This is a genomic window from Paenibacillus sp. MAH-35, from assembly GCF_058135425.1.
Genome location: NZ_JBYUPU010000009.1, coordinates 58,237 through 81,376, shown reverse-complemented (window position 1 = coordinate 81,376; position 23,140 = coordinate 58,237). Strand labels below are relative to the sequence as shown.

Annotated in this window: 20 protein-coding genes; 9 read left to right on the top strand and 11 right to left on the bottom strand. The window is 54.8% G+C overall.

Annotated features, from left to right (window positions below):
- The first annotated feature begins 299 nt into the window (after positions 1-299).
- Entirely contained in the window at positions 300-1,220 is a 921-nt protein-coding gene (locus AC3Y2E_RS12015; protein WP_379210453.1) for a polysaccharide deacetylase family protein, read from the top strand.
- 23 nt (positions 1,221-1,243) lie between these two features.
- Here the strand turns inward: AC3Y2E_RS12015 and AC3Y2E_RS12010 are convergent, their stop codons facing one another.
- The 4 genes from AC3Y2E_RS12010 to AC3Y2E_RS11995 form a co-directional block, all read right to left on the bottom strand.
- Complete coding sequence (locus AC3Y2E_RS12010) at positions 1,244-2,392, bottom strand: nitric oxide synthase oxygenase (RefSeq protein WP_379210753.1); 1,149 nt, start codon at positions 2,390-2,392, stop codon at positions 1,244-1,246.
- Between the two features lie 97 nt (positions 2,393-2,489).
- The gene (locus AC3Y2E_RS12005) at positions 2,490-3,848 is read right to left on the bottom strand and encodes an ABC transporter substrate-binding protein (protein WP_379210451.1); all 1,359 of its coding nucleotides are present in this window, start codon (positions 3,846-3,848) and stop codon (positions 2,490-2,492) included.
- A 111-nt stretch (positions 3,849-3,959) separates the two neighbouring features.
- Positions 3,960-5,114 carry a Gfo/Idh/MocA family protein gene (locus tag AC3Y2E_RS12000; RefSeq protein ID WP_379210449.1) on the bottom strand — a complete coding sequence of 385 codons (1,155 nt, stop codon included), beginning with the start codon at positions 5,112-5,114 and terminating at the stop codon, positions 3,960-3,962.
- Positions 5,115-5,409: 295 nt separating this feature from the next.
- Complete coding sequence (locus AC3Y2E_RS11995) at positions 5,410-6,255, bottom strand: helix-turn-helix transcriptional regulator (RefSeq protein WP_379210447.1); 846 nt, start codon at positions 6,253-6,255, stop codon at positions 5,410-5,412.
- A 330-nt stretch (positions 6,256-6,585) separates the two neighbouring features.
- Here AC3Y2E_RS11995 and AC3Y2E_RS11990 point away from each other — a divergent pair, with 330 nt between their 5' ends.
- The gene (locus AC3Y2E_RS11990; RefSeq protein ID WP_190932239.1) at positions 6,586-7,200 is read left to right on the top strand and encodes a 3-keto-disaccharide hydrolase; all 615 of its coding nucleotides are present in this window, start codon (positions 6,586-6,588) and stop codon (positions 7,198-7,200) included.
- Positions 7,201-7,228: 28 nt separating this feature from the next.
- The gene (locus tag AC3Y2E_RS11985) at positions 7,229-7,381 is read left to right on the top strand and encodes a hypothetical protein (RefSeq protein ID WP_379210444.1); all 153 of its coding nucleotides are present in this window, start codon (positions 7,229-7,231) and stop codon (positions 7,379-7,381) included.
- A gap of 367 nt (positions 7,382-7,748) precedes the next feature.
- Here the strand turns inward: AC3Y2E_RS11985 and AC3Y2E_RS11980 are convergent, their stop codons facing one another.
- Together AC3Y2E_RS11980 and AC3Y2E_RS11975 are read right to left on the bottom strand one after the other, a co-directional pair.
- A complete protein-coding gene (locus AC3Y2E_RS11980) occupies positions 7,749-8,333 on the bottom strand; it encodes a hypothetical protein (protein ID WP_379210442.1) in 585 nt (194 codons plus the stop codon).
- Positions 8,334-8,627: 294 nt separating this feature from the next.
- The gene (locus AC3Y2E_RS11975) at positions 8,628-9,494 is read right to left on the bottom strand and encodes an HD domain-containing protein (protein WP_379210440.1); all 867 of its coding nucleotides are present in this window, start codon (positions 9,492-9,494) and stop codon (positions 8,628-8,630) included.
- A gap of 244 nt (positions 9,495-9,738) precedes the next feature.
- Here AC3Y2E_RS11975 and AC3Y2E_RS11970 point away from each other — a divergent pair, with 244 nt between their 5' ends.
- Positions 9,739-10,926, top strand: coding sequence for an ABC transporter substrate-binding protein (locus AC3Y2E_RS11970; protein ID WP_379210438.1), 1,188 nt, complete (start codon positions 9,739-9,741; stop codon positions 10,924-10,926).
- Positions 10,927-10,953: 27 nt separating this feature from the next.
- Here the strand turns inward: AC3Y2E_RS11970 and AC3Y2E_RS11965 are convergent, their stop codons facing one another.
- The 5 genes from AC3Y2E_RS11965 to AC3Y2E_RS11945 form a co-directional block, all read right to left on the bottom strand.
- Complete coding sequence (locus AC3Y2E_RS11965; protein WP_379210435.1) at positions 10,954-11,529, bottom strand: GNAT family N-acetyltransferase; 576 nt, start codon at positions 11,527-11,529, stop codon at positions 10,954-10,956.
- Entirely contained in the window at positions 11,526-12,080 is a 555-nt protein-coding gene (locus AC3Y2E_RS11960; protein ID WP_379210433.1) for a GNAT family N-acetyltransferase, read from the bottom strand. Before AC3Y2E_RS11960 ends, AC3Y2E_RS11965 begins: the two co-directional genes overlap by 4 nt.
- 950 nt (positions 12,081-13,030) lie before the next feature.
- A complete protein-coding gene (locus AC3Y2E_RS11955; RefSeq protein WP_379210430.1) occupies positions 13,031-14,221 on the bottom strand; it encodes an IS4 family transposase in 1,191 nt (396 codons plus the stop codon).
- A 458-nt stretch (positions 14,222-14,679) separates the two neighbouring features.
- Positions 14,680-15,255 carry a hypothetical protein gene (locus tag AC3Y2E_RS11950; protein ID WP_379210428.1) on the bottom strand — a complete coding sequence of 192 codons (576 nt, stop codon included), beginning with the start codon at positions 15,253-15,255 and terminating at the stop codon, positions 14,680-14,682.
- Positions 15,256-15,354: 99 nt separating this feature from the next.
- Positions 15,355-16,179: an AraC family transcriptional regulator gene (locus AC3Y2E_RS11945; RefSeq protein ID WP_379210426.1), complete on the bottom strand. Its 825-nt coding sequence runs from the start codon at positions 16,177-16,179 to the stop codon at positions 15,355-15,357.
- Positions 16,180-16,320: 141 nt separating this feature from the next.
- Here AC3Y2E_RS11945 and AC3Y2E_RS11940 point away from each other — a divergent pair, with 141 nt between their 5' ends.
- The 5 genes from AC3Y2E_RS11940 (at position 16,321) to AC3Y2E_RS11920 (ending at position 23,098) form a co-directional block, all read left to right on the top strand.
- Complete coding sequence (locus tag AC3Y2E_RS11940) at positions 16,321-18,147, top strand: FAD-dependent oxidoreductase (protein ID WP_379210424.1); 1,827 nt, start codon at positions 16,321-16,323, stop codon at positions 18,145-18,147.
- Between the two features lie 65 nt (positions 18,148-18,212).
- The gene (locus tag AC3Y2E_RS11935; RefSeq protein ID WP_379210422.1) at positions 18,213-19,520 is read left to right on the top strand and encodes an ABC transporter substrate-binding protein; all 1,308 of its coding nucleotides are present in this window, start codon (positions 18,213-18,215) and stop codon (positions 19,518-19,520) included.
- A 71-nt stretch (positions 19,521-19,591) separates the two neighbouring features.
- The gene (locus AC3Y2E_RS11930; RefSeq protein ID WP_379210420.1) at positions 19,592-21,577 is read left to right on the top strand and encodes a glycosyl hydrolase family 28-related protein; all 1,986 of its coding nucleotides are present in this window, start codon (positions 19,592-19,594) and stop codon (positions 21,575-21,577) included.
- 33 nt (positions 21,578-21,610) lie between these two features.
- Positions 21,611-22,399, top strand: coding sequence for an alpha/beta hydrolase (locus tag AC3Y2E_RS11925; RefSeq protein WP_379210418.1), 789 nt, complete (start codon positions 21,611-21,613; stop codon positions 22,397-22,399).
- 147 nt (positions 22,400-22,546) lie between these two features.
- Entirely contained in the window at positions 22,547-23,098 is a 552-nt protein-coding gene (locus tag AC3Y2E_RS11920; RefSeq protein WP_379210416.1) for a cyclase family protein, read from the top strand.
- The last annotated feature ends 42 nt before the right edge of the window (positions 23,099-23,140 follow it).

The window sequence follows — 23,140 nt, the reverse complement described above, 5'->3', positions numbered from 1 at the left end:
CATCGTTAAAAAAAATGTAGAATTTACCCGAAAACATCTAAACTTTCGTGTCGCCGCAACCGTCAAATAAGATAAGAGAGTTCGGCAATAGCGTACGCATAACTCTTGTAGGCGCAAACCGCGGTGCGCCGCCCCAAGCAACCGATTCACCCGTTATGAAACACTTCGAAACGGAGCCTAATGATGGTACGGCGTCCGCGCTTGTTGCGGAAGTTCGTTCCTGATCATCCAGCATCGTTTCCAACCAAATAAATAGATCGGCAAGCAGCCAGCATGGTAGAAGAGAAAGGATTCAGCTTATGAGAAGACGTAGAAGATTAAGACTAACGGTCGTTAGTGTTGTCATGCTGCTGATTTTTGCCGGTTATACGATTAAAACCGCATGGATTGGCGGCGAAAGTCCGCAGACCGCTGTAGCCGAGGAAGTGCACAGTCCGATGACTCCCCCTCAGGTTCCGCCGGTAGAGAACGCATCGATGACCGACGGACAGAGCGGCTTGCCGGCGCCCGGCAGCTCCGTAGCAGCGAAGCCGGGCAAGGAAAACGGCACACCGAAACCGGCAGCACCGAAAGAAACGGCGAAGCCAAATGAAGCCGGGAAGCCGACCGGTCCGGTCAAGAAGCCGGAAGGGAAGCAGATCGCGCTCACCTTCGACGACGGTCCGGACAAAACGTATACGCCTCAAGTATTGGATATTTTGAAGGAGCACGACGTCAAGGCGACCTTTTTCGTCGTTGGCATTCAGATTGCGAAGTACGGGGATGTTCTGAAACGGATTCAAAAAGAAGGTCACGCCATCGGCAATCATTCGTATCATCATGCCAAACTGACCGAATGCAACCCGGATCAAATCGCCGAAGAAATCGCCAAAACCGACGAAGCGCTCCGCAAAGTGCTCGGAAGCGGAACCGATCTGTTCCGTGCGCCGTACGGTGCGACCAACGAGAAGGTGAAGAAAACGGTAGCGGCCTCCAAACAGGAGCTTATCCATTGGACGGTCGATACGAAGGATTGGGCCGGCACGCCGCCGGAGCAGATCATGGAGATCGTCAAGGAGCATGCGAAGCCCGGAGGCATTATCTTAATGCACAGCTTCGGAGGCAAAAACGGCAAGCTGGACAATACCGTCGAGGTGCTGCCGCAAATGATCGAATATTTAAAACAAAAAGGATACACGTTCGTAACCGTGCCGGAGCTGCTGGCCGGCAAAGCGGCGTAAAAACGTCAAGGGCATTCGCTCCGTCATGGAGTGAATGCCCTTTGCGTACCGCTAACCGGACAAACGCCGATATCGCCTGTTGCCGTGCCGTCACGGTCCGGGTGGAAGAAGTTCGGAGTCACGGTCCGGTCCTCGTAATGGTTATGGAAAATCGGCGTCGTCGCAGGCGATATGGGAGGGATAAGCCATGTCCAGTCTCCCGTTACGCCTCTTCCGCAGCGGCTCTCCCGCTCCTCGAACCGGGTAAACTGCTGCGCCGCCGTATGATGATCGACGATCATCACTCCGTGCTTCTTGTAGGAATGCAGAACGGCCACGTTCAGCTCCACCAGAGCCCGGTCCCGCCACAAGTACGACTCGTGCCGCATATCGAGCCCCATCAGCGACGCCACCGCCGGAAGCAGGTTGTACCGGCGCTCGTCGGCCAGATTGCGCGCCCCGATCTCCGTCCCCATATACCAGCCGTTAAACGGAGCCGCAGTGTACGAGACGCCGCCGATCTCCAGTCTCATGTTGGAGACGATCGGCACGGCGTACCATTTCAACTGCAGATCGGCAAGTCCAGGCAGCTCCGGGTGGGAGAGCGGAACCTCCAGCACAAGATCGCGGGGAATCGGGAATAACCGGGGAGTCCGATCCCCGATCCGCACGACGAGCGGCAGCACGTCGAAAGCCGTCCGTTCCCCCTGCCAGCCAAGCTCCAGGCATCGCTTCGTAAAATCGACCGAATCCGGGTCGCCGACAATCCCTTCCTCCGTCTCGTAACCCGCATAACGGATCAACTGATAATTCTCGATCCGAATCTCCCGGCCGGGTCGCCCCGCCTGCCGGAATACCGTGATTGTCGGTCGGATTCGTCCGCCGTTGGTCGCGGTCCCGATATGGCGGAGCAGCGCCTCGGCAATCTGTTCCTCCGTCTCGAGCTGTCTAACGTCCACAACCTCGAGCGTCTCCCAGAACAGCCGCCCGATGCACCGGTTGCTGTTGCGCCAGGCAAGCCGCGCTCCGAGCCGAAGTTCCTCCTCCGTATGCTCGTAGCTTCCGCTCTCCGCGATCCGGCGCCGGACCTCGAGCAGCCGATCGTTCGTACGATCAGCGCCCCAGCCCAGTTCATCGCCGCATATCCGGATAAATGCTTCCGCTTCTTCCAGTACTGTCCGCTGCGTCGTCATGCTCATGAAGTCTCCGTTCCGTCTATGATGCTTCTAGTATACCTAACCGGAACGACGCGCTACAAATGAGCAGTTTGTGAACGATCGGCGCATGGCGTTATTTTTTGGCGGCCATCACTTCCTCGATCTTTTTGTTCGCCGCTTCCTCCGCTTCCCTAAGCGCCGTATTGATATCCTTCTGCCCGTTCATAACCGAGAGGTAAGCCGTATTGAGGAAGCCCGGCACCTGACCGAAATACGTATTGAACGGATACGGAGAAGCCGCGGACTCCAGCGGCACGGCTGCCTTTACATTTTTGCCGGCCAACTGCGGCACGTTTTTCCCGAGCACTTCCGTCAAATTGTCGATCTTGATCGGCGGAACATACCCGTGCTTGGCGAACTCCTTCTGGAACTCTTCCGAGCCGATATAGGCCGCGGCGAGAAACGCCTGGTCGCGGTTTTTGCTCGTGTTCGCGATGGCGTAAAACGGAAGCTGCAAGCCGGGTCCAGCCTTGGGAGCGTCCTTGAAGCGCGGAAGCTCCACAAGATCCCAATTGATCGGCGTTTGTTTGACGATATCCCACGAACCCCCGCTCTGAGCGGCCATGATCGCCACCCGGCCTTCTTTCCAGAACAGATCGTTAAAGGTCGGGGCGTACTCATTGCCGTCGATGCGGTGAAACCGGGCGAAATTATCGATGATTTTTTTCCAGTTGTCGTTATTCAGCGTTGCTTTGTTCGTCTTCGTATCGATGTAGCCTTGCGACAGCTGATTGACCGGCAGCAGATGGCCGTAGCCTTCCTGGAAACCTAAATATTGAACGCCGCCGTCCTGTCTCGTCAGTTTGCGCGCCATCTCGTACACTTCGTCCCAGGTCATGCCGTCCTTCGGGTAGGAGACCCCGAACTTGTCGAAAATGTCTTTGTTGTAAAACAGCGCTGTCGATACGGCCGCATTCGGAATCCCGTACACTTCCTGCTTGCTGCCGAACTGCTGCATCTGTTCCAGAACGACGGGATACAGTTTGTTCAAGTCATATCCATACAGCTTGATCAGATCGGTGACGTCGCTTTCCAGCTTGTTGTCCGCCATCAGCGTATAAAACGAAGCTCCGCTTACTTTGATCAGATCGAGCGGAACGCCTTGGGCGAGCAGGTCGGGCAGCGACCCGCCTCCGTTATCCTTATTGGCCGAATACAGCTTGAAGGACATGTTCGGGTACTTCTTGCGGACCTGATTGCCGTACAGCTCCATAAACTGCTCCTGCGTATACGTAGACGAGTTCTCGAACACGTTGATGACGACCGGCTTGGATGTCGCTTCCGCAATTTTGCTGGCGAAGTCGTCTTTCTTGGCTGCACCGCTGTCTCCGCCCGGTTCCGCCGTTTTCCCTCCGGTTCCGTTCCCGCTGCAGCCGGCCAGCAGAGCCGCAATCGTCAAGCCCGCAATCACGATCGATCTTTTTCCGTTCATTCGGAACACCCCTTCGTTTGTCTCATATGATCATTCCATAACCGGCCTAGCGAACCGGTCCACACCCCGGCCGCATCCGTCTTTCCCGCTTCCGTTCAACTGCCTGCTCGCTCAAAGCTTGATCACCTGATCGCGAGGCGAGGAAGCGTTGCGGAAATCCGGCACATCGATCACCCGGCCGCCGTTCATAATCGACAGTTCGGACAGCAGACCGACCGCGGTCCATTCGCAGGCGTCATACACGTCGATCGCCGGAGGAATCCCGCCGCGGACCGCCTCGATAAAATCGTGCACGATAAAATAATCTCCGCCCCAGTGGCCGGCCCGCTTCTGCTCCTCGGTAGCGTTGCGGTACCGCTCCGGCATCTTGTCGTAATGACCGGCAAGCGGCTCCCATTTGGCATGATCCATCGATTCGCCGTCGGTATGAAAATAAATTTTATGCTGATCGCCCAGCCCTCTCGGCGCCTCGTAGCTGCCTTTCGTTCCTTGCAGCGTGTAATAGCCGCAGTTGCCCGGCCGGTTCGACACGCAGTCAAGGCGCAGACGGATCAGCTTGCCGCTCTCGAGCTGGCACATCGTGACGGACGTGTCTTCCTGCCGGAACTGCGGGGCCGTATGCCAGCCCGTGCCGAAGCAGGCGACGCTTTTGATCCGGTCTCCGCGGAACCATTGCATTAGCGGCCCGAGACTGTGCGTCGGGTAGAAATTGCCCCGTTTGCCATACTGCCAGTAATGGCGCCAGGAGGTCCGGTTCGCCGTCGGATCGTTCGCCACCCGGCGGTTATGTCCGAAGGCGAGATGGCGGTTGCTGTGCAAATATTCCCCTTCGGCGTAATAAATATCGCCGAACATCCCTTGCCGGACCATATTGCCGATCAGCTGGTTTTCCGGAATATAGCAGTAGTTTTCCGCCATCATATATACTTTGCCGTGCTTCTCCACCGCTTCCTTCAGCCACCACAGCTCATCCATCGTGACCCCCGCGGTCACCTCGCACAACACGTGCTTGCCGGCTTCCAGCGCCTGGATCGTCTGCTGGAGATGAAACTGCATCGGCGTGGCGACGAAGACGGCATCGATATCCGACTCGAGCATATCTTCATAGATCCGGTACGTGTTCGGAATTCGGAGCCATGCCGCCCGTTCCAACAGCTGCCCTTCGTGCAGATCGCATAAAGCGGTTACCTCGACGCCCGGAATCGAGTTGAAGCCGAGCATCATGCTTAACCCTCTTACCCCGGCAATTCCGATCTTTAAAGTCATTGCTTCCACTCCTATCTGTGTAAGGATCGTTACCGCTCTTTTTGTATGCGCTTACAATGATGTTGCTGCATCTTGTGAAGCAGTCTCCCGTCTCCGATTTATACGGTTAGCCCCCCTTCTTTCAACTGACGGAATGTCGTTCCGTATGCTGAACCACAACTATAGCGTACCATACCCTCATTTCCGGGATATGATCTATCTTGCATCGTTTTCGACTCTTATTTGCCTAATCTTGCTTTCTTGCGTCCTTGCCGTCCCTCCGCCCAGCCCGTCGTATCCGTCCTGCACGGCCCACTCATGACGTGGCGCTTTGCTCCCGGCGGTATTGATCCGGGGACATGCCGACCTGCTTTTTGAACACTCGGCTGAAATGAGCCAAATTATTGTAGCCGACCTGGTAACATACATCCGTAACCGTACTGTCCTTCCGGTAATAAAACAGCAGCTTGGCCTGCTTGATGCGTCTGTGGCGCAAGTAATCGAAGATCGTCATGCCGGTCATCTCGCGGAACATTCTCGTCAAATAATATTTGCTCATATGAAGCTCGGCTTCCATCTGCTCCAGCGTGACGTCCTGCATGTAATAATTTTCAATAAAGGCGATCATCTTCTGCACGTTCCGTTCTTTTTCCGCCGATATCTTCGGATTGCTCTCCATCGTCTCCTTGCATAAATTGCTGATAAACATCAGCAAATCGTAAAACGCCATCAGGAAACGGTTGTAATACGCCTTCTCCTCTTCTTCGTAGAAATGGTTGATCCGCAGTAAAATGTTCTCGCAATCGGCAACCTGCTCCTCGCTCAGCCGGATCTGGTGGTTGCGCAGCTCGATGAACGGTTTGAGCGGCGAGTCCGTGCAGAAGTAAGGGTCGAATACGTGGGCCAACTGCGGGTCGAACGAAAACCGGGTCTGCACGCAGTCCCATCCCTGTTCCGCCTTCGGACTGTAAGGCGTGATGCCGTTCGTAATGATCATGTCGCCGCGCCCCCAACGGACCGTATGCTCGCCTTGCCGGTAGTCGCATTGGCCGCTATGGACGTAATAAAAATGGTATTGGGTGCAGTCGTGGGGAGTGACGCCAGGGTCGCTTTTCTTGTACTCATACGTGGCAAAAGGGAAATGCTGACGGGGGTGCCTCATCGATAATCCCTCCAAATTCGATTAGTTGGTTTCGATGGATGGGCAAGATTGATCAAATGGTCTTGAGTCTACTGTATCACAATTCCATGGCGGAAATTTGATTTTTATTGTCGTTTCCTGCTCCTCATTTGATTTTTATTGCCCTATCAGCGAATTGGAAAATGGCGGCAGGAGATCCGGAGGCGAGGACGAATATGTAGCTTCGTACGTTTCCATATCATGGCGCGGGTGGAGCTTTGCCGAGGCGCAAGGCCGCCATAAACGCGGGAAACTGTCCTCCTTGCGGAGGGGCAGACCCGCATTCCGACGCCGATAACCGGGAGGAACACGATGAACGCTCTGACGGAACAAGAACGCCAGCAAGGATACCGGCTGTTGTTTGACGGCAGCACGCTGGGCGGCTGGGCGGTAACGCGCCAGCCGGAGGAATGGCTCGTCCGCGACGGGAACCTGGTGTGCACCGGGGACAGCCACGGCTATGCGTATACGGAGGATCAGTTTGAGAACTTCATCCTGGAGCTCGAATACAAAGGGGCGCCCGGGACGAACAGTGGCGTATTTTTCAGATGGTCGGATCTGAGCGACCCGGTGAACACCGGACTGGAGATGCAGATCTGGGATACGTTCCACCAGGAGGAAATGGTCAAAAACAGCTCCGGCGCCTTGTACGATCTTGTCGCTCCGTCCGTTAACGCCGTGCGGCCGGCGGGGGAATGGAACCAGATCGTCGTCAAATGCGACGGCAGCATCGTCGAGCTCACGCTGAACGGGACGCTCGTCGTCAAGGCCGATCTCGACCAGTGGACCGTTGCCGGCAAAAACCCGGACGGCACGGACAATAAGTTCAAGTACGCTTGGCGCGACCAGCCCCGCCGGGGACATATCGGGCTGCAAAACCACGGCGGCTACATCGAGTTCCGCAATTTAAAGCTGATCGAGCTGTAAGCGGGTTATTAAGCAATCCAGGGAGAACATGGGAGATCCGCCCCAGGGCGGCGGCCGATCGTCATTGGAAGCGGGCGAGGAGCGGTACGAAGCCGGAGCCGGGGGCGGACTCTGGTGGAAGCACAGCGGAAGAGGGCTGGCGCTCGTATCGGGCAGACGCGGGCCCGCCGATACCTTTTAAAGGCGGTTTGAGCGGTTTGAGACTCTTATTCGGCCGTTTTGTGCCTATGAGGGCGACTTAAGAGCGGTTTGTACCTCTAATTCCGGCGCTCTCTGCAGCAAATGGGTAGCGTTACGAGGAAATTAGCTGCTGCAAACCGCTCTTATTTTCTCACCACGACCGATTTCCAACTAAATAAGGGGTACAAATCGCTCCTATTGCCCTCTCCCTTCTTCGGTTCCCCGAAAAAAGGACCTCGGCCCCCACAATGCAGCGGGATTTGAGGTCCTTTCGTTTGGAAACCGGGTGTTCCCAGGCCATATGCGAGCACTTTTGGGACAACCTCAGTTTCATTCTTTATTCGCATTCACGCAAACCCACGTGCCCCTCAAACCGACCGGTTTCGGAAAAACGGGAAAAACAGCCAAAAGCTTCTGCGGCGCACCGGGTGGCGCACGGACCGCGGAGTCAGGACCGGCTGCAGCCCCCCTGCCAGAAGCTTGCCGCCGCCAGAACGGTCGTTCACCGGGACGGGCAGTGTCGACCAGGCGGGAGCAGCCGCCTGCTGCGAGGTGACGGCCTGCACCAGATCGGACAGAGCCGGCAATGCCGCTTGCGCTGAAGCGTCTTTCGCGAAAGCATCCGGCGCTTCCTGCACGCCGCCGCGATCCGGCATCAACTGCGACAGCAGCAGCGGAATCTCCAGCTCCCTGTCTCCCCCGCGGCCCTCTGCCGCCGGGATTTCCACAGCGGCTGCGGCCTCCTCCCGCCAGAGCGGATAGATCATTTTCCCTTCCAGCACATGCAGACGTTTCGCAAGCTGAGCGTTTTCCTTCTGCAGCTCCTCGATTTGCTCCAGCAAAACTTTCATCGTAAGTCTCGACTTACGCGGCTTTTGTTGCTCTTCTACAGAACGATCGGACGGCTGCGACGACATTGGATCATTAGCGGCTGTTTCGATATGCGGTTCCACGGCTTCGGCCTCCTTCAATAAAATAACTGGACTACTAGATTAGTAGTTTTTATCCTACCGCACTTCCAGTAAGATTACTGTCGAAGGCCGCTGTCAAAAGAGCATTACTTATGGAGACGGGCACGGGACCCGTCCGTTGGGACGTAACGCCTACTTCATGTCGGACATCACGCTTGCCGTCGAAAAAGAGCCGGACCCCGGTTTCACGCTATCGCCATGTCGGATTTTCACGAGGTTGGACAACAGCCTGTGTACGCCCGCGCACCAAATAGCAGGCCACCCGCGGTTGCCCAGTCACCGGCCCGCAGGCAAAATATCGAAGCTGCACGATCGCGGCAGCTGCTCCAGCTCGCTCATCAGCCGCTTCGCCTCGGGCAGCCTGTCGGATACCGGATGATCCCCCGCCAACGGCTGTTTGTTGTAAATCTTCCTAAGCTCGGCGTTATACGCCCCTCCTCCACCCGGCCTGATCACGATGCGATGGGGCTCGAAGGTCAGCACGCCCGTCAAATCCCGCACGATTGCGGAAGAGGAGCTCTCCAGCAGCAGTAACAACTGGTAATCGGTCAGCCCATCCAGCGAAGCGGCTGTGCTCCCGTCCGCCTTAAGCTGCTCCAGCACGGCCCTCGCCAAAATCTCGTCCGCCGCCAAATAAAACGGATGCGCAAAAATCCGATTATCGGCCGCAACCGCACGGCAAATATGCAAGGCCGTCTCGTCGTCCGCCGCAATTCGGTTCCCACAAAAGGTGATGCCGCGGATAATGTCCGACGGATGCCTGATGTAAAGACCCGCGCCATACGTATCGCGCAGGAAGCTGTCCAGATGATCGATGCGGATGCCGTCCGATTGGCCGCTTAGCGGAGTATCCTCGTTCAACAGTTCGATCAACCGGGACGCGCATAAGCCATGCTTGGCCAAAATCGATGCAACGGAAGCCGACCGGATCACCTCTTCCGTGAGCGCGTGATGGCTTTTGCCCAGTGCTTTTTCCACGGAATGCGAGAAGGGCAAGTGCCCGACGTCATGCAAAATGGCTGCGGCATGCAGTTCCCGCCACTCGGGGAACCACCGCTTCGTCAGCGCCCACACCCCCACCGTATGCTCGTATCTCGAATGTGTAACCGGACCGATCAGAGCGCCCGCGCCAAAATGATGCAAATGTTTTAACCTTCTGACGGCGGCGCATTGGAACAGCTCAACCTCGAATGGCTCGGCCCAGCCTCCAGCCGATAAACCGGCTCCCACACGGCCGGGGTGGTGAACGTTTGCTCGGTTTGTCTCATGGATCTGGTTATCCTCCTTGCGGGTAAAGTTCGGATGTGTCGAAACTATTTCCTCTCCCGATCGTCTAATCAAGTAAATATAAACTTTAACATTAAAGGGTGAAATTAGGATGCCTTGCATGCAGAGAAAAAGCTTGCTGGCAATAACCGCCGTCCTGATCGGGACGCTCACGGCGGGCTGCATCCAAACATCGCGGGGCAGCTGGGGCAACGGGGCCGGCTCCAGGCCCATCTTCGCAGGTCCTGTAATCCAGCAGCCCGTCCAGCTCCGTCTGCTCGATGCGAGCCGGATGCCGGCCGATACGTTCCAGAGCGCTGTAACAGACCTGCTGCTGAAGCGCCAGCCGATGATCACGATCGAGCCGGTCGTTTATCCGGAAGGAACCGACTGGCGGACGCTTCTGGCCGGCGAATCCCCCGATCTTGCGCTTATTCCGCTGTCCGAGCTCGAATCGGGCCAAGCTGCGAACGAATGGCTCGATCTGTCCGGCATCATCCAGGAAATGACTGTTGAAGCACGCAAGCTCGGCCAGCTTCCGAAGGATACCGATCCGCTTAACGGCGCTGAGAAAATCAGAAGCACGGAGGGGACCTATGGTCTGCTGCCTCCCGGGAAGGGCGCTTCCCTGTATTTTAACAAGGACATCTTCGATAAATTCGGGATTCCTTATCCTGCAGAAGGACTGACCTGGGGCGAGACGAAGGAGCTGACGGCCCGATTGACACGGGTGGACCGGGAGATCCGGTACGTCGGTTTCGCGGCGGACCGCTCTCTCCTGCTGAGCCATATGTCGAAGCTGGCTCCGCTGGCCAATCCGCAATCCGAACGGGCGCAGTTGATGAGCGAAAAATGGATTCCATGGCTGACCGCTTTGAAATCGGTATACGATGTACCCGGCATGGAAGTCGAAGGGATTGGCCGGGACCTTAGCAAAAACCGGTTTATCCAAAAAGGGGATGTCGCCATGTGGGCCGGCAACTTCATCTACCCGCCTCTTGAGCAGATGCAGCGTCGTGTCGGCCGAATCCCGCTTCCTTCCTTTGACAGCAAGCTTGAGGGCATCCCGGGATTGCCGGCCGGATACGTTTTCGTGGTTCCGAAGACCGCCCGGCATCCGAAGGAAGCTTTGTACGCTGTCGCCGGCATCGTTACCGCTCCGAGCCGTTCCAGGCTGGAAGCTGCGGCGCTTGGCGAGCTGGGACTCAAGTTCGGCGACGTGCTTGCCGGGCAGAAGGATTTGAACACCGCCTTCCGGGAGGCGGAGGAACTCGTGGAGATTAGGCGCAAAGCCGGGCAGATCAACTAAAGCGCAGGCTTGGACGGGGAATGGCGGTTACGACTGATCGAGCCGGATCGTGTAAGCGCGGACCGGCCGTGCGAAGTCGTCCGCCAGCATATCCATATACACCGTGTCCACTCTGCGATTCCCGGACCGGATCAGCTCGCGCCGCCGGCCGATCTCGCGAAAGCCGGATGCCTGCAAGCAGTCCAGCTTCGCCTGCTGGTCGTGCATCGCCCATACCGTTACCGCGTACAAGTTTAAAATATGAAAGCCGTATTCCAGCAGCAAGCCGACCGCCTCCTGCCCGCAGCCGTTCGTCCAAAACTCCAAGTCGCCGGGAGCGAGCCACAGAAATCCGGATTGGTTCAGATGGCTGACCCCGGTTATACTCCCGACGCCCAGCAGGCGTTCTTGTTCGGCCGATACGATCGCATAATGATAGCCGTGCTTCATCATCTCTTCCACGTCGTCCCGCGTCTTCTCCAGCGAGCATGAGTTTGTACCGCTGTCCCAGTACGGCGTGAGCGCGGGATCGTTTCTCCATCCGGCGATGGGCTCCGCATCCTCTGACAGGAGCGGGGATAAATAGACGTGGTTCCCCGGCACCCGCCGCCAATGTTTCCTCATGGCGCATCCGCCCCCTCCTTCAGAATATCGTCCGCGAGCATATCCATCCAGACGATATCGTACCGGCGCCCGGCGACCAGCTTGGCTTTCCGCCTGCGCCCGATTTCGCGAAACCCGCATTTCTCGTAACACCGGATCGCCGCCTTGTTATACTCGTATACGCCCAGCTCGACATTGTGCAGATGCAGCTCCATGAAGCCATAATGAAGCAGCAGCCGAACCGCTTCCTGTCCGTACCCTTTGTGCCGGAATTCCGGGTCCCCGATCGAAATGACCAGGCTGGCGTAGCGATGATGCTCATTGACGCCGGTTAGCGCACAGATCCCGACGAACCGCTCAGCCGCCCGATCCACAATCGCAAAATGGTGGCCGGCCGCACTCATGCTTTGCAACGATTGGCGAACCTTCGGAAGCGGGAACATTTCAGCAGCATGCCCCGTCAGTATCGAAAAATCCAGGTCGTTGTTCCACTCCGCCAGCTTCTCTGCATCCTCCGGATCAAGCGGGGATAAATAAAGCCGCTCCCCCTCGATTCGTTTGTAATACGGCATCGCTTCTGCACCTCGTCTCCATATGGAAATGAATGTATAACCAAACGTAACAGCCCCCTGCTCGCGGAACAAGGGAACGAATTGTTACAGGCATATTATCCGGGGCGGGTGATACGGGCCAACTGCGGTCGAGGCGCTTGCTTCTTGCCTTCGGTCATTCGGCGAAAATCGGAAGCAGGTCTCTTTACTTCCCCATCGAGATTCGTATAGACATCCAACCTAATATGTGGATAAATAGGAAGAGATAATGGTTAGAACAAATATGATTGATTATGGTGGGAATAGGGTGGGGGCATGTATACAAATAAACGGTGGGCGGTGGAATACAATGAAATGGCAAATTGTACTTTTCGCAGTTGGAGCGGGGATCTTTGCATTTACCGAAAACTATTGGGTGGCCGGATTATGCTTACTTGCAGCTATCGTGAAAACGATTCGGTACAGGCTGGATAAGAACATCAACGAATGAGAACGGAAACGGGCCGCAGAATGTCAGTGTCACCCGGGAACGTGGCTTATTGCACAAGCAGCTTGGAGCGTCGCTGAAGTAATGCTCGGTGTCATCTGTTAATATGACTCGTTGCAAGCAGCTTCAAACGTCGCTGCAATTAAAGGTATTGGGGGATAAGAGCGGTTTGCCGCTCTTATTTTCGTCATTGGCGGGCTTTGCGCAAAAATAAGGGTGGTTTGCACCTCTTATCAAGCTGCGAAAACGAAGAATTCGTTCCCGGCGAACGAAATAAGAGCCGCAAACCACCTTTATCACCACTAGCGTTGCAAAGAGCAAATTGGAGGAAAGAATTCGGCTCCTGTTCAAAATGGAGATGACTCCAGTTCATCCAATTCAGTAATAATTTTACAGTTGGTTTTTCACCGAATAAGCTAAAAAGTAAAGGGGGAGTTATCGTCCTTGCGCATTATCCTAAATATGTAAAATGTGATTTAATGTGTCAAATTTGTGCGATGAGTCTTGGCTTCATGGACTTCTTTGCCCGTTTGGGAGGTCGCCCCTCTCGCTTCGGACGTCCCTTCGAGGTACGTGTTGCTTTTCGTTCCAGGGCTTCTAGTAGCTTCGACCACGGTAGATTCGCATAGAGTCGGATCAACCGAAGGAGTTCCCATTCGGTTCGTTTGCAGTCTACCTTCAGCTTGACTAGCAAGCACAAAGCATAGGCGATCACCGCGATATACAACTGGTTCCAGATGGCTTCCGGCGTGTATCCATGCGGCTTTACCAAACGAATGTGCTGTTTGATCCACTTGAAGAACAACTCTATCAGCCAGCGATGACGGTAAACGTCGGCGATCTGGTGGGCGGATAAATCCAGACGGTTCGTGACCAGCCGATACAAGCGCCCTTTACCATCTTTGAACTCGATCAGTCTCAGTATACCTTCTTCGCCGGGCATCTGGACCATTGCATCTCGACAGAAATTGCCTCGTTTGGGAAGTTCCCGTTCCTGAGCGACCATCAGTCGACTGTTATCCTTCACACGAGCGACGAACTTAATGTTCTGCGTCAACCAGAGTCGAAAATTTTTATACACCTGATAGCCGCGATCGGTGACATAAGTCGCGTCCTTGTCGACAATAAGGCCATGAACGACCTCATGATCCGCCACATCTTGTGTCGAGGCAATGATTTGATCCGGATACCTTGTTTCGTCATCGACCACGACAAGGGAAGTATGCATTTTCACACCGTGGTTGGTTGCAGAGCAATAGGCCCACTTGGAGAGAATCTCCGGCAGAGTGACCTGAGTGGAATCAATGAGTTTCAGTTTCCCGATCTTCGGTGAAATGGCACGTCGGCCCTTCGTCAACTGCTCAATTTGCCCGGTTACCTGTATGAAAAGCGAGTGCAGATGACGAAGGGGAATCAGTTTCATTTTACGCGAGAGTTGAGAAGCACTAATGCTAGTTAGACCAAGTAACTTTTGAAGAGATTCGTTCGCCGCGAGATGTTCCGACATTTCGGCATAGGAGCCGCGTTGCTGTAACTGAGCCTCGATAAAGAGTAGTGTTGAAGTACCCGTGAACAACTTATGGGTGCGGTAATCCAGTTGTTTGTTTCGGGAAAGATCCACTTTTAGCATTTGTAGACATTGACAAATGACACTTGAATTCGTAACGTTATCCATAGAAATCCCCTTTGTTGAGACGTGTTAGGGATAACGCGCTTGGGAACTCAACAATAGAGGATTTCCATTTTTTTGTCCACGAAAATACATCATTAAATTACATTAATAGTAAATTATTGAATGAAAATTTATTTGAAAACTTTGATGCAACGCTAGTGGTCTGGAGGGGGAAATAAGAGCGGTTTGAAGCGGCTAATATTCGCGATAAGGGTGCAGACCGTGCGAGTTGGTTGAAACAAGGGGTGCAACCGCCTTTATTTGGCCCAGTTTCTCGAAAAGGCCGAAAATAGGAGGTGCCAAAGACTTCTATTTTGTCATAGTGCCCGCACGCAATACGTTTTCAGCGATGTCCTATTTCGCCATAGGGCCCACACGCATGACGTTTTGCAGCGATGTCGAACACGTCCTGCTTGTGCGCGCGGAGTCGGAGCCTCTGCCCGCTGGAAATCGTTGTTCGTTCACCGGTCACTGCTGCGAACGAAAGACAGCACAATATCTTGCGGATGGTCGCCGAACCCGGAGCCGAACAAGTTCAGGCCGCCCTTGTTCACGGCGTTCTCGCTTACTTCGAAGCGTACGCGGATCGGCTGGAGATAATGAAGGCCGAGCATGTCCAGCGTCGTCTCGGCTGCCGAAGCGCCGCCTAGGTAGCTGCCCTGTCTGGTCACCTTCCATTCGGTCAGGGTGCCGTATTCGGTGCCGTGGAACCAGCGTTCCGGCGTCAGCTTGCCTTTGCGGTCGCCGAAGTCGCCCGGGCTGGTCCATGTGCCGATATGCAGATCGTTCATGTACAGAGAAATATCGGACGGCCAATCCATCTTGAAGCTGTATACTTCCGAGCCTATTTCGGCTTTGAGCCTAAGCTCCTCGAGAGGTACGCCGGGCGGGATCGGATTGGCAAAAAAATATTCGATGCTCCCCGCTCCCGAAAACCAGAGAAGGGATGCTTCGGTTCTCTCCGGCATATAAAAGACGCGCGGATCGTCGATCGAGCCGATCTGGGAAGCTTCGCGTTCATTCGATGTCCGCTGCAAGCTGCACGAATAACGCGACGTTCACCTGCTCGGGCGCCCCCTTAGCATTCATCGAAACAACCTCCGGGTTATTCCGACGAGTGGTAAGGGGGTGTTTTTTCAGACACTGTGCGTCTTCCTGTACGTCGCCGGAGTAACATTCATATGTTTTCTGAAAATCCGGTTCAAATAGTAGCCGTTCTGGTACCCGATGCTTTCCGAGATTTGCTCCAGCGTTAAAGTCGTTTCCAGCAGCAGCCGCTTCGCCTTCTCCAGACGAATCGAGGTGAGATGCTGAATCGGCGTGATCCCGAAGTCCGCCTTGAATTTCTGGGTGAATCGGGCCGGGCTTAATCCGAGCATAGCGGCTATCTGCTTCAGGTCGATCGTTTGGAAGGCGTGCTTTTGGATAAGGGAAGAGGCTTTGAGCATAATCGGCTCGGGCTTATTTGGCATGATCCGGTCTTCAGACCCCGCATCCTCTCCGGATTCCCCGCAATACAGCAGCCAGATGTCCTGCACATAATGGCTGATCCGATGCAGTCTTCGCTCGGTATCGAACGTCTCGGATTGTTTCATCATCTTATAGTTGGCGAGAAGGCGGCTTGTATTTTGCAAATTGATTTTGCCTGTGAAAAACTCCTGGCTATCGGCCGGCTCCATCCGGCGTCCCTCCCGGGTAAACCAGCGCAGGCGCAGTACGAAAAAAGTGAGAGGCTCGACGATGACACGGCGAAACGGCGTTTTCGGAGGGCAGATGAGAAGATCACCAAACGTCGCGATTCCTTTATCCCCGCCCAGCTCGTAATAAAACGAACCGCTTTCCACGGCGAAAATGGTCCATTCCTTGTACGTATCTTCATAAAACAAAAACTTGTCTTTGCGCTCCCAATACATCGAGTAAATTAATCGGGGCACGCAATCGCTCAACAGGAAGCCGTCCACAGGTCACCCTCCTCTGCAGCAAGAAATGAAAGCGATTAAATTATGTATACAGTGTAATTAAAAAACCGGCATTTTAAAAGGAAAACGGCTGTTCTAGTATGAAGTCAGAACGACTACAGATTAAATTTCTCGGAGGAAACCATGAAGCTGGAACAAGAAAACCGCAAAAGAACCGTTTTGAACACGCAATTATTCGTAGCGGGAGGGGGGCTTGCCGGAGTAGCGGCCGCGGTCGCAGCGGCGCGCAACGGAGTTAGCGTGATTTTGTGTCAAGACCGGTCTGTATTAGGGGGAAACGCTTCGTCGGAAATCCGGATGCATGTATCCGGCTCGTCTCCACGGGGGAAAGAACTGCAAACGGAGGCGAGGGAGAGCGGCATCATCGAAGAAATCATGCTGGAATGCGCCGTACGCAACCCTCAGCGCAGCGCCTCAATGCTCGATCTGATTTTGTACGAAACATGCAGAGACGAACCGCTCCTGACGTTGATGCTGAATACGGCGGTCGTCGGCGTGCGGAAGGAAGGCAGCCGGATTGCGGCGGCCTACGTCAACCGGGAGAGCACGGAAGATTATTTTGAAATCGAGGCTGCGATTTTCGCCGACTGTACGGGCGACGGGAGACTCGGCTTCGAGGCGGGCGCGTCGTTCACGACCGGAAGAGAGGCGGCCGGGGATTATGGAGAATCCGCAGCAGTCGGGCAAAGCGACGCTTACCGGCTCGGTTCCTCGCTGCTGTTCACGGCGCGGGACGAGGGCAGGCCGATGCCGTTTGTCAAGCCGGCCTGGGCGCGCACATTCAGCGAGGACGATTTGCGTTTCCGCGGACATCACTCGTGGGAATACGGATACTGGTGGATCGAGTTCGGCGGCATGTTGGATACGATCAAAGATAACGAAACGATCCGCGACGAGCTGCTGGCAATTTTGATGGGGGTCTGGGACCATATCAAGAACAGCGGCAATCACCCCGAATCGTTGAACTGGGCGCTCGATTGGTTCGGTTTCGTGCCGGGCAAGCGGGAATCGCGCCGGTTTATCGGGAAGCACGTGCTGACCCAGAACGATTTGGAGCAGGCAGTCGATTTCGAAGATGTAATCGCTTACGGCGGCTGGTCGATGGATACGCACCCTCCGGGGGGCATCGACGCCAAAGAAGAGAAGCCGTGCAACCAGCCGTATACGCCATACATGTACGGCATCCCTCTAAGATCGTTAATCAGCAAAAATATCGCCAACCTGATGTTCGCCGGGCGCAACATGTCGGCTACGCACATAGCCTTCTCCAGCACAAGGGTGATGGCAACGTGCGCGGTGGCGGGAGAAGGGCTTGGTACATTCGCCGCGGTTGCGTTGAAATCGGGAAAACCGCTGGAGGACGCCTGGTGCGACAAGCCGCTTGTTGAGGAAGCTCAGCAGCAACTGCTGCGGCAAGGGGCGTATTTGCCGGGACGGCTGCTGGCGGATTGCAACCGGGGGGCGGAAGCGCGAATAACGGCCTCCTCCGAGCAGGAAATCGGCCGCGCCGCGCAAGTCGTCGACCGTCATACAAGGACGGTGTCGGGACCGCTTGGCGTACGGCCGGATCTGACCGCTCCGGGGACGCACCGCTGGATGTCGGACCCGTCCGATCCGGCGCCGTGGCTGGAGCTGCGCTGGGAGGAGCCGATCGTCATCCACAGCATCACCATCGTATTGGATACCGGACTGCATCGGTACTTGACCTTATCGCACCAAAAAGCGCATCAAAACAAAATGGTATGGGGGCCTCAGCCGGAGACGGTCAAGCAATTTCGCGTGTTGGCGGCAATTGGAGATGAGGTTCGGGAGATCGTCCACGTCCGCGACAATTATAAACGACAGCTGAAGTTCGACATCCCGATGAACCGCGTCTCCTGCCTGCGTATCGAAGTGATCGAAACGAACGGTATTAATCATGCCCGAATCGTCGAGATTCGTGTGGAATGAACGCTTCAACTATATAAGTTGAACTAATATAGCGGTTGAAAAAACAATTCGGAAGGGTGTCCCCCATGAAAATGAAAACGTTTTTGTTTCTGTCCGGTATCGGCGTACTCCTGTTGACCGGCTGCAGCCAAACAGCATCCGAGCAAGGAGAGCCTGGCGAGCAACAGAAGCCGCCGCCGGCCAAGGCCGATCCGGTAACGCTGCAGGTGGCCAGCCAAGGCTCCAGTACAGTTCTGGACGAGGAGTTTAAAAATGTTGTCCAATCGTTTTTGGCAAAGAAATACCCGCATATTACGCTGAATTACAATCCGGAGGGCGCGGGTACGTCACTTGATGCGCTGATGGCTGCCGGAACCATTCCGGATCTCATCGTTACCTTCAACGGCAATCTGGCTTCGTATAAAGAAAAAGAACTCGTGTCCGATATGACGCCGCTGTTCCAAACATCCAATATCGATCTTAACCGTTTCGAGCCCGGATACATCACCGATGTGAAGAACGCTTCGGATAAAGGGGAAATGTACGGACTGCCCATTAATGTGAACTACCACGCGATGTACTACAACAAAGACATCTTCGATAAATTCGGAGCGCCTTATCCGACGGATGGGATGAATTGGGAGCAGCTCATCGATTTGTCCAAAAAAGTGACGCGGCTGGAAGGAGGTACGGGGTTCCGCGGACTGGACCCGGGGAGTACCGTGATCTGGATGTCGCAGCCGTTATCGATCGCGGCCATCGATCCGAAAACGGATAAAGCGAGCGTCCATAACGACAAATGGAGCAGAGTGTTCAAGCTGGCCAAATCGATATATGAAATTCCCGGCAACGGCTTCATAACGGCTTCGCCGAAAGATCAGTTCATGAAAAGCAAAACGTTGGCCGTGCTGCTCGATTTAAACATACTGACCCAATTATCGGCTGCCGGGAAAGAAGGGCTGAACTGGGATGTCGCGCAGTATCCGAGCTATACGGAAAAGCCGAATACGTACGGCAACGCCAGCGTATACGTCATGGTTGCAACCAAAACGGGCAAGCACCGGGACGATGCGGTAAAAGCGATCGAGCTGATCACTTCGGAGGAAGTGCAGCTAGCCTTGTCCAAAAAAGGAAGACTGTCTCCTCTGAAGAGCGATCAAGTGAAGCAAGCGCTCGGAGCCGACAATCCCGACTTGAAAAGTAAACGCTTACCAAGCATTTTTAAAAGCATTCCCGTTGCGTACCCGGTCGCTTCGCCGTTTCGGGGGAAAGCGGAGGGCATCCTCGTGAACAAATTCAGAGAGTACGTAAACGGTGCGATTGACGAGAATACGGCGCTTAGTCAAGCGGAGGAAGAGATCAACAAGCTGGTTGCGACGGAGAAGAACAAATAACGGATCGGGTTATGAAAACGAAGGACTCCGCGCAGTTCCATTTATAAAGCGATGTTAGGGAGGAAGAACCTATGAATGAGGAACATCCAAACCGTTCAGACTCGATAAGCCGGAGGAAGCTGCTTGCTTCCATGGGGGCAGCCGGAGCCTCGTTTGCTGTAGGAGGCTTGCTTCATGCCCGGGCATTGGACCCGGAACCGCAAGGGAATGTGTCCGATTCGGTATATGGCTCGGTCTTCAAGAACAATGGCGGCAATGCGGGTGGGATTCGCAGCGTCGCCGAGCAAGTCGTCGAGGAAAAGGTCCCTCCCATGATTCAAGATCTCGCTCCTCCCCTGATGGCTGCGATGCTGGATGAGTCGTGCTTACAGACGATTACGATACAGGAGCTTCGCTTGATGGCCGCTGCGCCAACCGCCGATCTGTATGTCGTAACGGATGAAGGCAAGGAAGGCATCTTTCGCTACGATTCGCTCGATACGACCACGTCGGACAATACGGGAACCGTCGTCGTCACGGCATACGGCGCCCGGTTCAAACGAATTCACGAAGGCCGCGGCGTAAATGTGAAATGGTTCGGCGCCGCCGGCGACGGCTTGACCGATGACACCGCAGCGATTCAGGCGGCTATGGATGGTATGCCGGAAGGCGGAATCGTATTTTTCCCTGACGGCACGTATCGAACGACATCGAAGCTGATCGTCAAACACCGGAATGTGATGTTATCGGGTACGGGGAAACGGAGTATCCAACATCTGCACCGGGAAGGGGAGCACCGCTTCGACCATACCGTTCCGTCTACAATATTGGCCGATCATGCCGGGGATTGCGTCTGGTTGTCCCATGCGTACAATTTGAACGGATTTGCGGCAAGCCGGTTGACTTTCGTTACGAATGTAAAGAAAGCGTCAGGTGTGCAAAGCTTGAAGGCAGAACGCTGCTTTGGCTTCGATGTGGGCGGGGAAGGGCAATTCCGAAGGGAGTTCGTATTCGAGCACGTATCCGTCGGAAAATTCGGGAAAGCGTTTGAGTTATACGCGAGCTCCGCTTCCAGCGGTACCAGTTTTTCTGCGATGGGCGTTATTCGGATTCAGAATTGTGCGACGATGCACAATGACTTTATTGCACGGACGATCGATTCCACGGCATGGAACGGATTTGTTTATGATTATAATGAAGGAGGCAACAACGGAAAAAGCACAGGTACGGGCGGTATTCATATTTCGGGCCACAACATCTCCATTTGCCGCAATATTCTGGAAGGGCAGAGAGACACGATCCGTATTTCGGGCGGCCAGCGCGGGCTGACGATCAAAAACAATTATTTTGAAGCGAATACGGGCGAGGCTATTATTTACGTGCATCGTAACAATGGGCCTTTCGATATCGGAGAAAACTTTATGTCCCGGCCGCAGACCACACACCGGGTGCTTCTCAGTCAGTCGCTCAACGGCAGATGCAGCGATCCTTATTGGTCGCAGCAAACGAATAAGATGGAATTTGTGATGCCAGGGATTAACAATACGGAGAAATTTTTAAACAATAATGCGACGACACCGTATTTCCGAAGCGACCGCTTCGATCCGCAGCTGCTGCAAAAACCGGTCTGGAACGATGCTGCGCCTGCTAAACCGCCTGTGATCGGGACGGCCGCAAACCGCCGCATTACGGAGCCGTTCGATATTACGGTCGCAGCAGGCGAATGGGTGGTCGTATGCTGGATGCTGCGTCAAAAGACGATCGGGCGTACACCCTTCACCGCGATTACGCTGCAAGGAAGCGGACAAACTTTCGAATTCGAGCATTACGGGCATGGCAACTCGTTTCGCAATACGGAGTTCTCCGTCCTAACAAGCGCTATGAAGGCGGGTTCAGCCGCGTCGGTCGTAACGGTGGATATGTGGCCGTGCGGGAAATCGCCCGCGAACGGGGAAAGCTATGAGATCTACTCCCCGCTCGTGTATACGATTGCCGACGTGAACGACATCCGGCCTTATGTCGAGTTGAGGCAATATGTTCAGCATTTCGTTTTGCCGGAATTGAACGGTTTGATCTGATCGTGTGAAGGTTAGGATGGGAGGTGTAGCCGATTGGAATTAATTACCCGCTATTATGATGAGGATATCGTATTGAAACGGGCCGTCGATATCGTTTGTCCGACGCAGGTTACCCGGAGAGTCGCCCTCTTCTACATTCATGGCGGCGGCTGGAGAGCGGGGGCGCGGGACGGCTTTCACCGGCACTTGTATTATTTTTCACGCAAAGGCTATGTATGCGCTTCGGCAGGCTACCGGCTTGCGCCCCATGTTCATTTTACGGAGCAAATGGGGGATGTCGCGATCGGGTATGACCGGTTTCTCTCTTATATCCGGGAGCGGGAGCTGGAGGTCGACCGGGTGATCGTGCTTGGAAGCTCTGCAGGCGCGCATCTCGCTTCCATGCTGGCATTGACCGATCCGGCGGTATGGAATCGGGGCATTGAACCGACGGTACCATGGCTCCGGCCAATCGCTTGCGTGTCCATCAATGGACCGGCCACCTTGGAGAAGTGGGAACCTATGCACGAAGGCATCAAGCGCGATATTGAGAATATGCTTGGCGTCACCTACGAGGAAGAGAGTCCGCTCTTTCGCGATGCTTCTCCGATGGCATATGTGGAAGGGGAGGCAGCTGACTTTCTGTTTATACTTGCAGGCAAGGAGAAGTTTTTCCCGCATTCCTTCATTTATGAAATGAGCGAAAAGCTTCAGCAGTTGTCCAAACGTTCGGAGGTCGTGTTGTTTCCGGAAGCCGAGCACGGATTCTTTTATGGGGTTGGCAGCCCGCTGCAACATGAAGCGCTAACCGTACTCGAACCTTTTTTGGAAAGCTATGCGTAATCAAGATTAGGAGGAAGACGGGCTCATGACGGGGCCCGTTTTTCGTCGTAATATAAGAAGGTATAAGTTCTTCTCCGACGAATTGAAAAACCAATAAATAGCACTCTTAATAGTTCGATGTGGAACTCGGAGGAAGGAGGCGCCTGAATGAGAGTGATCGACTTGTCCATGCCGATTGCGGACGGCATGCCCGTTTATCCCGGCGATCCGGAGGTGAAAGTCAAGATAGCGCACACGTATGAGAGTCACACCTGGGAACTGCGGCAGCTTTCGATGGGCAGCCATACTGGAACACACGTGGATGTGCCTTCGCACATGCATCCCGGTGCCGCGACATTGGATGAGCTGCCACTGGAGCGATTTTTCGGTGTATCGCGCGTAGTACGGATCGAAGACCCGGCTTGGCCGGAAGGCCGGGGGCTGTTTTTCTCCGAATCCGTCGGGCTAGAATGCTTGGACCGACTCGCTGCATTGCGACCACCGTTCGTTGGCGGCGAACTGTCTGAAGATCTGGAGCGGGCGCTGCTTGCTATCGGAATTGTGACGTATACGGGACTGCAAGGATTGGATCGTCTTCCCGGCGGAACCGACTTTATGTTTTACGGATTTCCTCTGCGTATCGTCTGTGGCGACGGGTCCCCGGTTCGGGCCGTTGCGGTGGTGGAGGCTGAACCGGCTGGGCTTGGAATGAACGCATAAAATAAACTAGCGGAGAACGATAGAGAGGAGCTGCCTCAAGAT